Origin of the sequence: Tianxiuia mixotrophica (assembly GCF_050596425.1) — a bacterium.
Lineage (GTDB): Bacteria > Bacillota > Clostridia > Peptostreptococcales > Acidaminobacteraceae.
The window spans coordinates 1539435-1552381 of sequence record NZ_CP192292.1 but is presented as its reverse complement, the minus strand read 5'-3'; the positions used below and the strand labels follow the sequence as shown (position 1 = coordinate 1552381).

The 12947-nt window shown below is 40.5% G+C and carries 16 protein-coding genes; 1 reads left to right on the top strand and 15 read right to left on the bottom strand.

Translation table 11 applies throughout. From position 1 onward, the window contains the following. Window positions 1-67 precede the first annotated feature (67 nt). The 5 genes from ACQ4KW_RS06760 to ACQ4KW_RS06740 form a co-directional block, all read right to left on the bottom strand. Window positions 68-499, bottom strand: coding sequence for a MarR family winged helix-turn-helix transcriptional regulator (locus ACQ4KW_RS06760; protein WP_430885773.1), 432 nt, complete (start codon window positions 497-499; stop codon window positions 68-70). 36 nt (window positions 500-535) lie between these two features. Then, on the bottom strand, window positions 536-2803 hold the full coding sequence (locus tag ACQ4KW_RS06755; RefSeq protein WP_430885772.1) for a glycoside hydrolase family 65 protein: 2268 nt from the start codon (window positions 2801-2803) through the stop codon (window positions 536-538). Window positions 2804-2815: 12 nt separating this feature from the next. Further along, entirely contained in the window at window positions 2816-3640 is an 825-nt protein-coding gene (locus ACQ4KW_RS06750) for a carbohydrate ABC transporter permease (protein WP_430885771.1), read from the bottom strand. A 4-nt stretch (window positions 3641-3644) separates the two neighbouring features. Next, complete coding sequence (locus ACQ4KW_RS06745; RefSeq protein ID WP_430885770.1) at window positions 3645-4871, bottom strand: carbohydrate ABC transporter permease; 1227 nt, start codon at window positions 4869-4871, stop codon at window positions 3645-3647. A gap of 182 nt (window positions 4872-5053) precedes the next feature. After that, a complete protein-coding gene (locus tag ACQ4KW_RS06740) occupies window positions 5054-6340 on the bottom strand; it encodes an extracellular solute-binding protein (protein WP_430885769.1) in 1287 nt (428 codons plus the stop codon). A gap of 171 nt (window positions 6341-6511) precedes the next feature. Here ACQ4KW_RS06740 and ACQ4KW_RS06735 point away from each other — a divergent pair, with 171 nt between their 5' ends. After that, complete coding sequence (locus ACQ4KW_RS06735; protein WP_430885768.1) at window positions 6512-7225, top strand: AraC family transcriptional regulator; 714 nt, start codon at window positions 6512-6514, stop codon at window positions 7223-7225. Window positions 7226-7349: 124 nt separating this feature from the next. On the opposite strand, the gene ACQ4KW_RS06730 is transcribed toward ACQ4KW_RS06735, so the two are convergent. The 10 genes from ACQ4KW_RS06730 to ACQ4KW_RS06685 form a co-directional block, all read right to left on the bottom strand. After that, on the bottom strand, window positions 7350-8948 hold the full coding sequence (locus ACQ4KW_RS06730; RefSeq protein WP_430885767.1) for a complex I subunit 5 family protein: 1599 nt from the start codon (window positions 8946-8948) through the stop codon (window positions 7350-7352). Window positions 8949-8959: 11 nt separating this feature from the next. Further along, entirely contained in the window at window positions 8960-9304 is a 345-nt protein-coding gene (locus ACQ4KW_RS06725) for a cation:proton antiporter subunit C (protein ID WP_430885766.1), read from the bottom strand. Beyond that, window positions 9301-9549: a hypothetical protein gene (locus ACQ4KW_RS06720; protein WP_430886619.1), complete on the bottom strand. Its 249-nt coding sequence runs from the start codon at window positions 9547-9549 to the stop codon at window positions 9301-9303. Before ACQ4KW_RS06720 ends, ACQ4KW_RS06725 begins: the two co-directional genes overlap by 4 nt. Next, window positions 9504-9614, bottom strand: a complete 111-nt coding sequence (locus ACQ4KW_RS06715; RefSeq protein WP_430885765.1) for an MnhB domain-containing protein — start codon at window positions 9612-9614, stop codon at window positions 9504-9506. Before ACQ4KW_RS06715 ends, ACQ4KW_RS06720 begins: the two co-directional genes overlap by 46 nt. Before the next feature lie 59 nt (window positions 9615-9673). Next, a complete protein-coding gene (locus tag ACQ4KW_RS06710; protein WP_430885764.1) occupies window positions 9674-9949 on the bottom strand; it encodes a hypothetical protein in 276 nt (91 codons plus the stop codon). After that, entirely contained in the window at window positions 9933-10487 is a 555-nt protein-coding gene (locus ACQ4KW_RS06705) for a Na(+)/H(+) antiporter subunit B (protein ID WP_430885763.1), read from the bottom strand. Before ACQ4KW_RS06705 ends, ACQ4KW_RS06710 begins: the two co-directional genes overlap by 17 nt. Then, window positions 10480-10803 carry a monovalent cation/H(+) antiporter subunit G gene (gene mnhG, locus ACQ4KW_RS06700; RefSeq protein WP_430885762.1) on the bottom strand — a complete coding sequence of 108 codons (324 nt, stop codon included), beginning with the start codon at window positions 10801-10803 and terminating at the stop codon, window positions 10480-10482. Before mnhG ends, ACQ4KW_RS06705 begins: the two co-directional genes overlap by 8 nt. Beyond that, on the bottom strand, window positions 10800-11057 hold the full coding sequence (locus ACQ4KW_RS06695; RefSeq protein WP_430885761.1) for a monovalent cation/H+ antiporter complex subunit F: 258 nt from the start codon (window positions 11055-11057) through the stop codon (window positions 10800-10802). Before ACQ4KW_RS06695 ends, mnhG begins: the two co-directional genes overlap by 4 nt. Next, a complete protein-coding gene (locus tag ACQ4KW_RS06690; protein WP_430885760.1) occupies window positions 11057-11551 on the bottom strand; it encodes a Na+/H+ antiporter subunit E in 495 nt (164 codons plus the stop codon). Before ACQ4KW_RS06690 ends, ACQ4KW_RS06695 begins: the two co-directional genes overlap by 1 nt. A 207-nt stretch (window positions 11552-11758) precedes the next feature. Beyond that, window positions 11759-12841, bottom strand: coding sequence for an alanine/ornithine racemase family PLP-dependent enzyme (locus tag ACQ4KW_RS06685; RefSeq protein ID WP_430885759.1), 1083 nt, complete (start codon window positions 12839-12841; stop codon window positions 11759-11761). Window positions 12842-12947: the final 106 nt, after the last annotated feature.

The window sequence follows — 12947 nt, the reverse complement described above, 5'->3', positions numbered from 1 at the left end:
GCGGTTTTCTTTTTTAAAACCAAAATATGCACAAGCATTAATTCATAGTCTTTAATTTAGGGGGTATTTAGTAAGCCTCCATGTTTTCAAGCATTTTTTTTAGAGTCTTTCTAAAAGCCTGTTTCTCCCTTTCATCAATATCTTTAAACAGGGCCTCGAAAACACGTTCTGATATTTCCATAAAACTTGGTTTTAAAGCACGCCCCTTATCTGTAAGAGACACCAGTATGGACCTGCTGTCTTGAGGGTTTTTTCTTGTCTGAACATAATCAAGGCTGATAAGTTTGTTGATTAGAGTTGTCACAGTCGACTTATCCTTTTGAATACTCACGGCGATTTGACTCTTTGGCAACTCTCCATGCTTAAACAACTTCGTAAGTATGTCACCATGTGATGTGACAAGCCCTTCAATGCCCTGTGTGTTCATTTCTTTAACAAGGGCCCTATTAATGGACTCCCTCAAATTGCTAACAAGTGATAATGTGTTGTCTATTTTCATACCCTTATTATAGTTTGATATAAAACTTCTTGTCAATTACGACTTGAGGTCAACCACAAGAGTGTCCTTAACTTCAACCCTCTTGTTATAAATTTCGATTTCTAGCGGTTGCCCCTCTAAAAGATCAATCCTGAGTCTTTCATCGATCTGTATCTTTAACGTCCGACCCTTAAAGACAATTTTGAAGTCAAACCCCTTCCAAACATCAGGCAACCAGGGTCTCAAACCAATGCCTTTCTCCTGAACCCGGAGTCCCGCAAAACCATATATCATAGATAGGGCCGAGCCAGCTAAATTGGCCATATGAAGACCATCTTTTGTGTTGCCATGTGTGTTTTTCAGATCCAGTTTTAAGGCATCGCCAAAGAACTTATAAGCTTTTTCCCTGTAGCCCACCCTTGAGGCCATTATGCCATATATACATGGCGAAAGTGACGAGTCATGAGTGGTAATTTCTTCATAGTAATCATAGGATTTTTTCATTGTTTCCAGATCTGTGTATTCTTCCAGTAAAAAGTGTGCAAGCACTGTATCAGGCTGTTTTAGAACTTGATAGCGGTATATGGTTAAAGGATGGTAATGTAGCAATAAAGGATAATGATCCTTCGGTGTCTTTTCGAAATCCCAAACTTTTTTACTTAAAAAACTGTCATCCTGCATGTCTATACCCAGGGCATCATCATGAGGCAAAAACATTTTTTTTGCCGCTTCATCCATCTTAGCAATATCCTCTTTATGAATGTCCAGCCTTTTTAAAAGGTCTTCCAGTGCATGAGGGTCATCTGCTTTTAACAGGTCATGGATTTTAACAGCCCATTCCAAATTATGTTTTGCTAGGGCATTTGTGTAGTAGTTGTTATTGACTATGGCTGTGTATTCATCAGGACCTGTCACAGCATCAATTTTAAACAGATCATTATGAAAGTGTCCTATTTCAAGCCACAAAACTGCCGTTTCAAGAAGCACTTCAGCCCCATAGTCTTTCATAAAGTCAAGGTCTTCACCAAAGATATAATGTTGAATGAAGGCATGGGCGACATCACCATTTATATGATATTGAGCCGTACCTGCTGGATAATATGCGGAACACTCTATTCCTGATATTGTCCTCCAAGGGAATTTAACGCCCCGTTTATGGCCCAGTTGTCTGGCCCTTTCCCTCGCTGCGTCCAGTTGATTGTATCTGTACATCAACAAATTCTTTGCTATATTGTTTTGGCTTAACTGGAATGTTGGCAGGACATAGATTTCTGTATCCCAAAAATAATGTCCTTCATACCCTTCACCGGAAAGGCCCTTGGCAGATATATTGCTGTAGCGGTCTCTCCCAACCGACTGATACAACTGATACATATTAAAGCGGATCGACAGTTGATCCATGTCATTGCCTCTTATGACAATGTCTGAAGTATCCCAGTATTTTTTCAAATGCTCGATCTGATGATCAAGAAGGGCATCAAAGGACAAGTCCACCACTTCATCAAGAAGATCCACCACTCGTTTAAGTGGGTTATCTTCCCGAATGCCATCTGAATAGACGTTATGCTTCAATAGCTTGAGCCTCTCCTGTCCTGAGAACATGAGGCTGTAAACGCCTGCCTCATCGGAATGAACAGGATTTTTCTTCACTGTAACTTTTGGCAAACTCACGGCCTTGTGTGTAGATCCACAAGCAAGGTTGATTTTTGAGTGCACTGTTTCAAAAGAAGAAAGCATCCCTGTGTTTTTTATTTCAGCGCTCTTAATATTAAGCAATTGGGCATGTTCGCTCGCAACTCTCGGGTCCTTGGGATCAGTATAATTTGTCACATTTGTCTTCATAGAGCTGACAATATTAATCTGTCCAGGATAATTAATTTCAACCTCTTGGGCGAACAACTCTTTTATTCGCAAGGATACCAGTCTTTTAATAGATATCTCAGCTCTTTTTCCCTGCTTAGTCGTGTAGCTAAAGGTCCGTTCAGTATAGCCCTTATCAAGATGCAATATTCTTTTGTAATTCTCATGAGCGCCTGAAAATAAGCTGACCCGCTCCCCATCAAGTTCAATGTAAATTGACTGCAAATCCACTAAATTGGGTTGCTTGTCTTGGAAATCCGGAAAACCATATAGTTTCTCTGGATGGGTGACTGGCAGTGTATCATAAACGCCATTTATATATGTGCCTCGAATGGTGGAAGCTTCCGTGTCATAGCCTTCTTCAAAACACCCTCTCACGCCCAAATAACCATTGGCCAGGGTGAACAGGCTTTCATCGACAAGGAGTTGCTTCATCTCCAGGGCATTGTTTTGGTATTGCCACATGATTTGTATCTCCTATTCTTTTACTGCGCCCGAAGTCAAACCAGAAATGATTTGTCTTTGGAATAAAATTACGATTATAAGGGTCGGAATGGTTACGATTACCGTCGCCGCTGTGACCTGACCCCAGAATATTTCAAACTGCCCTCTTAAATACGAAATGGCTACAGGGGCTGTGTGATAACTTGCATCTGAGTTCAGTGTCAGGGACAAGAGGAATTCATTCCATACGCCTATGAAGGTAATAATCGCCGAAGTGAATAGTCCAGGCATGGCCAGTGGCAATATGATTTTTATAAAGGTTTCCCACTTCGATGCCCCATCCATGAATGCCGACTCTTCCATTTCTTTAGGAACCTTGGCAAAGTGTGTGACTAAAATATATATAGCCACAGGCAAGGATATCATGGAATAGGGCAAAGTGATCATATAGGAGTTTGTCCATCCTAAATTTACAAAGGTTCTATAAATAGGACCTACCACTATCATTTGAGGAAACATAGATGTTGCCAGAACCACAGCCAGCAGGAGTCTTTTCCCTACAAATTGCAATCTTGCTATAGAGTATGCACAAAATGCCGCTACAAAAGTGACATAGGTTGTTGTTATACAAGATATAATCAAACTGTTCTTTAAGGCATTTAAGATATTGGCTCTAAACAAGGCTGTATAGTGTTCCAGTGTTGGTTGATCGGCTACAATTTTAAGGGCATTGGCACCGAATATTTCCGTTTCAGGTTTAAATGACGTAATCAGCACCCATATAAATGGAAAGATTATTATGAATAAATAGAGTGCGATCGCCGTGTAAAATAAATATTTTGTATTCTTCTTTTGCATGGGATCACCTCTCTTCTGATACAAGCTTAACATCCAACAATTTAATATAGGCATATGAAATGAGGCCAACAATAAGAGCCATCACAAGAACCACCGCTGATCCATAGCCAAAGCGTGTTTGAGCAAACATAGCCTTATAGGCATAGATGGATATAGATTCCGTCTTGCCCCCAGGACCGCCTCCGGTTAAGACCCAAATCAAGTCAAAGACCCTAAAGGCGTCTAGGGTTCTAAACAAGAGGGCAACCATGATGGACGGCTTTAAAAGGGGCAATGTGACCTTGATAAACTGCTGCCATTTTGTTGCACCGTCTATGGATGCGGCTTCATACAAACTTCCCGGTATGGTTTGGAGTCCTGCAAGAAGAAGGAGTGCCATATATGGTGTTGTCTTCCATACATCTGCCATAACAACAGCTGTTAGTGCACTGGAACCAGACAGCAATAAGTCTGCCGAGCTCTCTAAAATTCCCATTTTGGCCAGTAACATAGCCACGATTCCGTTTGACCCATTGTACAAATAAGCCCATATAAGCGCAGCCACGGAAGTTGGAATGGCCCAAGGAATAAGCGACATGGTTCTAATCATCCCACGACCGACCATAGCCTTGTTCATAATCAATGCAAGGACCAGGCCTAAAATCAGTTCCAGTGTTACAGACCCCACTGTAAAGATGATTGTAATCATCAGGGCACTTTTCACACGGTCGTCTGACATTATAGTCTCAAAGTTATCAAGACCTGCAAAGTTAGGGGAAACGTAAGCTGTGTCCAGTTCTGAAGCCACAGCGTATATATCCTCTTCTAAAATGAAGGGCTCATCTTTTGCATAAAGTTCATCAAGCATGCTGTAAGCCTTGGTGTCCATCTCTTTTAGGGCATCATGAGTGGCGGTATCCACTTCTACAATCCCCGTATTTGTGCCAAAGATCCCACTTATGCTTTCAAGCTGTTTCCCCAGAGTCTCTCGCATGCTTCCTATATATTCTGAAGCATCCTCAGACTCAACAACGTCCAGTTCTGTGTCTAGATAGTAGTCTAAATACTCATATGTTTCTGTTACCAAATCTAAATTATATCTTTCATTGAAATAGAGGCCTGACTTTTGCTGATCATTCAACTGAAAGTCGAAAAAGGCATATTTCGTCGATTCAAGAATTGGGAGGATGGAAAAGAGTAATATGAAAATAATAGCTGGCAAGATGAGTACATATCCCAATTTTTGATCCAAGAATTCTTTTATTTTCTTCAAGAGATCACCTTCTTATTTATTCGAGTGCTTACAAAGTTTCTTAATTTAATTCTTCTGAGCGACTTTCAAAGTAGCATGTATAAACTTTTAAAATGTTTTCTTTAAAAAAGCTTTAGTGGCAAGCAAGCCACTAAAGCTTTTAAATGACTACTTTTAATATCTTACTGCTCAAGGGCTGAAGTGATTGCACTTACAGCTTCTTCAAGTTCACCATTTGCAGATAGATATTCATGAGACTTCACTTGAATTGTATCCGATACTTCTGCATAATTGGCCGCTACCGGGCGTGCTATAGTCGTCGATAGGGCTTTTTGGAATGCCATATCAGTTAATAGGGCATTTGAAGCTAGGACGTCCTCATCTGTTAATAGAGCATTGAATCCTGGCAAGTAGCTTCCAACTGTTGCATTGATTTTTTGTCCTTCAGGGCCTGCAATAAATTTAAGGAACTCCGCAGCGCCTTCTTGGTTTGTTGAGTTTGCATTCATACCAAGAATCCAGCCACCCACGGTACCACCATTTGGCAGTGGTGCATATGCAACTTGCTCGCTTGTAACTGGGTAGTCTCCGCTGGCTGCCATTCCATTCATATATGGCCAGTTACGTGCAAATACCGTTTCTCCATTTAGGAAGGCACTGTGTGTTTCCCCTTCCGTATAAGTTAAGATGTCATCAGGTGTTGCAGATGAATCAGCAAAAGCCTTCATCATTTCTAAGCCACCTTCTACATCAGCCCAGTTGTTGCTGAACTCGTTGACATTACACGTTAGACCTTCGTATTGCTTTGACTGATATACATGTCCATACTTCGTTTCACCTTGGCCTGCATATTTTTCTGCCATGGCTAGGAAATCAGCCCATGTGTAGTTTCCTGACTCAAGAACATCTGCATCTTCTTGTGACACAATGTCTGCTCTATAATATAAAAATCCTAAATCAGAAAAGTATGGTAGGACGTAATTCTTGCCCTTGTACTTGCCTGATGCCATTGAACCAGCATTGAAGTCTGTGACCTTCCAGCCTGCATCTCTAATCATGCTGTCCAGTGGCTCTAAGTAACCTGCAGCTGCAAACTCGCCTGCCCAAACAACGTCCATTGAAATGACATCGTATTCACCAGACTGGCTAGATAGTGAGTTAATAAGTTGATCGTGCATGTTGCCAGAATCATTTGTCATGACTATGGCTTCTACTTCATACATGTCACTTGATGCGTTGAAGGCATCCACAATTTGATTCAGTGCATCTGTGGAGTCTGCTTGAACAGCAAACTTAACCACTGTTTTTTCCATTGGTGTTTCAGCAGGTTCTTCTTGTGGCTCTTCAGCCATTTCGCTTGGCTCTTCTGCAGGCTGCTCTGCTGGTGCTTCCGCATTTGGTGTGCAACCGGCCATAACCATCGCCATAACCATGACGAGTGCGACTAGTATTGCTAATGATTTCTTCATTTTTTAACTCCCCCTTGAGTAAAAACTTTTTCTTTCAAAGACAATCTCATTATAGGGCTTGCAAGAATAGAGTATGTATATTATTTTAATGTTAGTTATACGATTTTAATGCAATGTAGGAAAACGATTTTTTAGATTGTTTGCCTTCAATAAAACTGAGTGGAGGTCCATATGTCATCACGACACATCCATTTAAAAATGGAAAACCTGAGTAGCTTTTACAAGCATCCATCCTATTATCTTGAAAGAAAACTCCTCAGTGCTATGAAGCGCTGCACTGATAACGACGTGATTGAAATTCTTGATGCCATCAATGCACTAGAACGTGCAAGGCTTGCTGACACACCCATTCGGTCAACAAAGAATTCTCTCATTGCTTCTTGTACCCTTTTTGCCCGTGCCGCAATCGAATCAAATGTCAATCCTGAAGATGCCTACTCTCTGAGTGATGTTTTCATCTATGAAATTGAAAAGACAAAAAACATCAAAACATTGCAAGCCCTAGAATATGATATGGCTCTTGAATTTGTAAAACTAATTCGCAAGGAGCGTACAACCCAGTATCCCCTGCCTGTATCAAGAGCCATTCAGTATATCCATGAAAACATCTCTGAAGATATTTCACTTAGTCATGTGGCTGAGGTCGCAAATACGACAAAGGAGTATCTATCCGGTCTTTTTAAAAAAGAGGTTGGATATAGTGTGGTCGAGTATATTCATCTTTATAAAATAGAAGAATCCAAGTATTTTCTTGAACTGACCAATATGCCCATAGGAGAAATCTCAGAACTTTTTAGCTTTTGTAATCCAGGCTACTATGCCAAGATTTTCAAGAAATTTGAAGGTCGCACACCAGTGCAGTACCGCCGATTTAGAAACACTTAGAAATTTGCTTCTAAAGCATAAAAAAATCCGCAAAGCCAGGTATTTTCTTCTTATCTGACTTGAGCGGATTTTATTTTCCTTATGATTTATAGCTCTCCCCTTGAAACAGCCTATTTGCTTATTTTTAAGGCACCAAATATAAAAAGTATCCCCATAGACTGCCAAGGAAGATCAGCACCATGCTATTGGCCTCTTGAAACCCTAGTCTGTGTTTACCTAGGTTTGGATACTTTACAAGAAGAGGTTTTAGAACACGTTTAAGCAGAATATAAGCCACTCCGAAGAGCAGAGCAAACTCAGCTGCGCCTTTTAATAGAGATTTTGTCGTAAAATGAACCTCAGTCCAGGGCCCATCAAAGTATATAAGTTCCAGCGGATAGGTCACAAGCATTACAAGGGCCATAACCACAACGGTATTCTTTTTCCATCTATTCACAGGTATCTTAACTTGCCTGTCTGTATATCCGAAGAAAATCTGCGAAAACTTCATAAAAGAAAGAATCGTACCTAAGTTGACAAACAGAATAATAAAATAGCCAATTCGTCCAATAAAACTTTCCTCTATTAGAATTTTACTCAGGCTTCCGTCAAAGAGTGGGGCGCCTGTGATTCCAAGCACACCTATTAGAAGGGCATATCCAATGACGGGTTGGTTTTTCAAAACGCCACGAATTTGCCGAACATCTCGAGACCCATACAGGTATATCACAACACCGCTTCCTAAGAACAGGAGACTTTTAAAGAGAAAGTGATTCACATCATGAAGCAAACTGCCGACAAAGCCCTCATATTTTCCAGAGGCCAGTCCCATTATAATGAGTCCCATCTGAGAGACCGTATGGTAGGCCAGTATAAGCTTTATGTCGCTCTGAAGCATGGCCATGCCGACCCCAAATATGGCAGTTGATACGCCCAACACCAAAATCAAGTGCAGGTAGGCCTGACTGCTGAAGATCTCCATGAACCGCATAAGGCTGTATATACCCAGTTTAACAAGTAGACCAGAAAGCAGGGCCGACATCTGGGTTGGTGCAGAGCCATGAGCCAGTGGCAACCAGCTGCTTACAGGGAACATGGCCGTCTTCACAGCAAAGGCTGTTATAAAACACCCAAGAGCAGCGCACTGGAGTGCTGTCATCGGACCACTTCCAACAGCTTCTTGTATTAGCCCCATATCAAGAACACCGACAGAATTATAGAGGAGGATTACACCCATGAGGTAAATGGTCATTCCCACTGAGTTGATCAACAAGTAATAAAGACCCGCCTTCACAGAGATTCCCTCTTTTTCGTAGGTAATCAGAATCCCAGCCAATATGGTTATTAACTCCAGGAGTATAAACAGGGTAAAAATATCCGCCGCTTGAAAAAGTGCCATAAGTGACCCTTGTAAGAAGAGAATGAAGAACAGGTATTTATGATCATCCCTGTGGGCTGTCCAGTCAAATGATATAAAATATGTAACACCTATTACTGTCATCACCATAAATATTAAGCTTTTTTGATCCACCCTCAAGGGAATACCAACACCTCTGTCCCAACCGCCGAGTACAAAGTAAACACCGCCATTAAAAAACAGCTTGTATACCAAATATAGAGTCATAGCTAATAAGACTGGCTGTATCAGTAGACTTAACCGATTGACCATTCTTGTGTCCAGTAGGTATATTAAGATCGCCAGGATCATTGGAATAAAAATTAGTCCCAGTGCCATATTAACCATGAAGACCTCCATTAACGTATTGTTTCTTTCATCGCTAAGATTTCATGCCAGTCGAGTGTGCCGTAGTAGTGGAATATTTTTATGGTCAACATCAAGCTAAGCGCTGTGATGGATGCCCCTATAACTATGGCTGTAATCATTAAGGCTTGTGGAATTGGATCCACTGGCGCCAGACCATCCACGCCCATAATTGGAATACCTGATCCCGCATGACCAGACAAGTTTATAAAGAGCAGGATGAGAGATGTCTGAACGACATTCAAACTAATGATTGATTTGATTACATTGCCGCTTATGACAAGACCATACATGCCTATGAGGAAAATCATAAATGCAATTGCCGTACGTAACATCATACATTTCCCTCCTCTATAAATATCATAATAATGGCTCCTATTCCCAGTGCCACCTTCATGCCAATTATGGTATTCATCAGCACAAGATAAGATATTTGGTGGGCATTGAACGTTTCCGCCCGACTTAAAAATGCCACAATAACCAGTATTAAAAAAAGTACTTTTTCAATACGAATGATAAGTTTAACACTTAACTTATTCACTTCTCCGATAAAATAAAGGAGTATAAATGAGGATGCGAGCACAACCCCCCCTGGAAACCACCACCAGGAGACAAATCTCCATTAACCACTATATATATGCCAAACATGAGGACAAAGGGGTGTAAGAAGCGACTTATTATTCTGAGTAATGTAAAAGTCCCTAGCATCATCTCACCTCTTCATCTTTTTTGCCCATAAATAGTATGCCTGCTGTAACAACAAATAGAATACCCGCTTCCAGCAGAGAGTCAAACAATCTGTAATCAAGATAAATACCCGTTACCATGTTCTTCGACCCCACCTCCGTAAAGGTTTTTGTTGAATAGTAGTTGTAGCTTGTTAAATTGTAGGTGGACAAGGCTGGAAGGATCTTGACCATAAATATTAGGCATATGACGATTAGGGCTACAAATGCAAATATCTTTCTAATTTTCTCCCTCACTGTCAATCACCCTCCTCCACTGAATTTGTCCGTTTTCATGGAGTCTTTGCTCCAGGTTAAACAGCATAATATTTGATGCATTGCCTCGAACCTCTATACAGTCTTTGTCGGGGTGAAATATACAGATTAAGTCGATATTTCCCGGTCTGAAAACCCCGTGTACTGTTGAGCTAAACCTTGTGGGCCGGTTAATTAAATTTAGGTTTAGTCCATAGTCCAAGCAAAATTTGTCAAGAACTATGTAAAAGTGCCTGATGGTATCATAATCAAGAGACCCATGTTCTCCAATATCGCCATCAAAAAATACCACTGTGAATATCTTTTGCTTGCCGATTGTGATGAGATATATTAAGGGAACAAATGCGCACCCAATAGCCACTTCTGCCAGAGCAATATCTGGCGCTTTTAGAACAAAGTAAGAGGCCGCAGCTCCAAAGGAAAAGACAGAAAAGTACATTATAAGACGCAGATTATTGTTGGTCAGTATGACAGCAATGGCCATAATCAACACAAATATAAATAGGACTGTGCTAAGCATCTTTATCGCCCTCCTTTCGAGAGGACTCCAGTATGAAGCGGTCTGGTTTTATACCATTTCTTAGAGCTGAATTGGCAACAATTTGATTGGTCACTGGATTGGTCAGCAAGTAGAACACAAGAACAACCCCTAGTTTTAATGTGGTGTTTGTAAACCCGGATTTAATCATCAAGGCGGTGAAAAGGGTTATAACTGTTACAGAATCAATCTTTGAACTAGAAAGAAGCCTTGTATAAATGCCCTTCAATCTAAAGAGACCAAATATGCCAAACAACATAAAAAACCAAGTGAGAATAAGCAGTATGTTTGCAATCATTTAAGCCGTCCCCCTCTCAATAAAAACCTCGAAAGTAGGGTGGTCGCAATAAATCCAACAATACTGTATGTGATGCTAATATCAAGAACAGACGGCACATCAATAAGGATGGCATAGACTGTTATAAGCAAAATAATTTTTATGATAATCAGGTTCAGACCGATAAGTCTTTCCCATATAGATTCTCCCTTTAAGGTGTATACAACGAGTATAAACATGGAAAGTATTATAAAAAAAAGTGTCAATTCAAGCATTAATGACCACCTCCAAGAAAGGGCTTTTGATACTTCTCAATGACCACTCTTTTAATTTCATCCACCTCTTCAATAGAATCAGCAAACCCCAGTATTGTTAAAGTCTGATCATGCACTTGCATGGTTAGAGTGCCAGGTGTTAAAGTAATAGCGTTTGCAATAAGGGCTATGGCAAACTCATCTTCCACACTTAAATCTAATTCGAAAATAACGGATCTGTCTTCTCCTGCTAATACACGTTGAATGTGTTGATAGGCAGCTAGGAAAATTTCAATTAAGACAATTCCGAAAAACCAAAGAATATGATAATGATAACGGATAAAAACATGACTGGATTCAAATTTCTTGAGTGAATATTCAGAGGCAAGTAAAACAACTGCCGCTGCAAAGAGCCCCGTAATCAAAACACGGGCATCAAAAGTCCCACTCAGGACAAGCCAGAACAGCAGTAGGACTATGTATTTTATGAATCTGTTCCCCCATTTTTTTGCCATACTGACCTCCTATTACAACGTATTTTTTAATTGTTACCCAAATCGGTGACAGTTCTTTCAATTTATTCAAATTGTAATTTTTTATTTGAAATATACAATTTGAAATATACAATTTGAATTTTTTAGCAAGTGCCTTAACAAGACAATAAAAAAATCCTATCAAGAGCCAATCGACTCATGGTAGGATTTGATTTCAATTTGAAAATTTTACAATGCCCTATACGTTTTTTGAATATGTTCCGCACCACTTAAAAACAACATGGGACCATAGAACATTTCAAACTGGACCACATCACCAACCTCATACTTGCTCGTGTTTTCTATAGATACAATGAGGTGGTCTGAACTACAGCCAACCAGATGAAGCCCCTTATCCTTTGGAATCAACTGGTCCATCATGGCGAAGTCTTGTCTTCCTAACGCCAGTATAGCTCGGGTTTCCCAGCCTCTGTCCTCATAAATAGGTGTGTTTCCAAACGCATCAATGAATATATCACCGATTGGATGACTTGGCTTGCGTTTCATTTCAACAATTTGAGCCTCTACTAAAACTGTGTCTTGATGCGTCCCTGGCATGGGCACCTTCCATATATCCGGCAGGTCTCGGGCCAGTAAAATGGCCTCACCAATTCTCAGATGATTAACGCCTTTTGGCATATCATCATCATAAACCAAAGGTAGACTAGATGTTGCCCCTCCAGAAACAATTTCCAGCTTTCGTCCAATCTTCTTCTCAATGGTGGTGGCCAGGTCGACCAGCTCACTTAGGTTTTTCCGGGTCGGTTTTATCGAACCATAGCACCCTAAATTGGTACCAACACCAGCTAGTTCAACGCCTTTCATTCCTTCCACTTGAAGAGCTGTTTGAAGGAGTTCCGCCTTACTGATAAAGCCTTCTCTTAAATCTCCTAAATCATACATGAGCACAATTTTATGATTTAATCCCATGTCTAAGCAGGCCCTGTCTATTGCCTGAATGGTTTTCAGCTCTGAATTCAGACTAATATCTGCCACTTGAATCATGTCAGCAACCTCACTAGGCATTGGAATACGCGTTAAAAGTGTTGATGCCTTTACACCTGCATCCTTTAGTCGTTTCAAATTCCCAATTCGCGCATCACCGATTTGATCCACGCCACCCTCAAGCATGGCCTGAGCCACTTTTGGATCGCTATGAAGGCCCTTGACAATGCCACATACAGAAATGTCTTTCTTTTTACAGGCATCTGCTACCGCTTTTGCATTTTCCTTTATATAATCAAGACGAATAATAAGATTTGGATAGTTCATAGTGTACCTCCCACATACTTTATGTAAGATTATACATCCCTACTGAATAATTACACCATCCACAAGCATCTATATGTCACCAACCATAAAGCAAACCATATTACAT

Coding starts and splice junctions, on each gene's coding strand:
- ACQ4KW_RS06760 (WP_430885773.1), bottom strand. CDS start 499: ATGAAAATAGACAACACATTATCACTTGTTAGCAATTTGAGGGAGTCC.
- ACQ4KW_RS06755 (WP_430885772.1), bottom strand. CDS start 2,803: ATGTGGCAATACCAAAACAATGCCCTGGAGATGAAGCAACTCCTTGTC.
- ACQ4KW_RS06750 (WP_430885771.1), bottom strand. CDS start 3,640: ATGCAAAAGAAGAATACAAAATATTTATTTTACACGGCGATCGCACTC.
- ACQ4KW_RS06740 (WP_430885769.1), bottom strand. CDS start 6,340: ATGAAGAAATCATTAGCAATACTAGTCGCACTCGTCATGGTTATGGCG.
- ACQ4KW_RS06735 (WP_430885768.1), top strand. CDS start 6,512: ATGTCATCACGACACATCCATTTAAAAATGGAAAACCTGAGTAGCTTT.
- ACQ4KW_RS06730 (WP_430885767.1), bottom strand. CDS start 8,948: ATGGTTAATATGGCACTGGGACTAATTTTTATTCCAATGATCCTGGCG.
- ACQ4KW_RS06725 (WP_430885766.1), bottom strand. CDS start 9,304: ATGATGTTACGTACGGCAATTGCATTTATGATTTTCCTCATAGGCATG.
- ACQ4KW_RS06715 (WP_430885765.1), bottom strand. CDS start 9,614: ATGTTTGGCATATATATAGTGGTTAATGGAGATTTGTCTCCTGGTGGT.
- ACQ4KW_RS06705 (WP_430885763.1), bottom strand. CDS start 10,487: ATGCTTAGCACAGTCCTATTTATATTTGTGTTGATTATGGCCATTGCT.
- mnhG (WP_430885762.1), bottom strand. CDS start 10,803: ATGATTGCAAACATACTGCTTATTCTCACTTGGTTTTTTATGTTGTTT.
- ACQ4KW_RS06695 (WP_430885761.1), bottom strand. CDS start 11,057: ATGCTTGAATTGACACTTTTTTTTATAATACTTTCCATGTTTATACTC.
- ACQ4KW_RS06690 (WP_430885760.1), bottom strand. CDS start 11,551: ATGGCAAAAAAATGGGGGAACAGATTCATAAAATACATAGTCCTACTG.
- ACQ4KW_RS06685 (WP_430885759.1), bottom strand. CDS start 12,841: ATGAACTATCCAAATCTTATTATTCGTCTTGATTATATAAAGGAAAAT.